The sequence below is a fragment of the Kocuria sp. CPCC 205260 genome (assembly GCF_040981045.1).
Taxonomy (GTDB): Bacteria; Actinomycetota; Actinomycetes; order Actinomycetales; family Micrococcaceae; genus Kocuria; species Kocuria palustris.
The window spans coordinates 1-511 of sequence record NZ_JAVKPT010000117.1; the positions used below are offsets into that span (position 1 = coordinate 1).

A 511-nucleotide genomic window follows, 5' to 3' on the forward strand; every position below is an offset into this window, starting at 1 on the left:
GATCCGGGTGCTGCTGGTGGAGCAGCGGATCGGCTTCGCGCTGGGCTCGGCCACGGACTGGTACGTCCTGGACTCCGGGCGGGTCAGCGCCTCCGGCCGCGCCGGGGAGCGGGCCGAGGAGCACGCCCGGGCGGCGCTCGCCCTCTGAGCCGGCGCCGACGCACGTGCCGGGGCGCCGGCCCCTGCGCCCGCGCCCCGGCACGTGCCGGAAACACCCGGTGAACCTCGCCGAAACACGGAGCCCCTACGGTGACGACTGTCCCTGAGCACCCGCCGTCCCGAGGAGAGCCGTGCACCTGACACCCCGTGAGCAGGAGAAGCTGCTGGTCGTCGTGGCCGGCGACCTCGCCCGGCGGCGCCGGGACCGGGGGCTGCGGCTCAACCACCCGGAGGCGGTCGCCCTGATCACCGCCGAGCTGCTGGAGGGCGCCCGGGACGGCCGGACCGTGGCCGAGCTCATGTCCTGGGGCTCCACGATCCTGGCCCGGGCGGACGTCATGGAGGGCGTGCC

Annotated in this window: 1 protein-coding gene; it reads left to right on the forward strand. The window is 76.3% G+C overall.

What is annotated here, in order from left to right; genetic code table 11:
- Positions 1–290: 290 nt before the first annotated feature.
- Positions 291–511 (forward strand): urease subunit gamma (gene ureA / locus RF645_RS13490; RefSeq protein WP_368819292.1); only part of this gene is annotated, 221 nt, incomplete at its 3' end.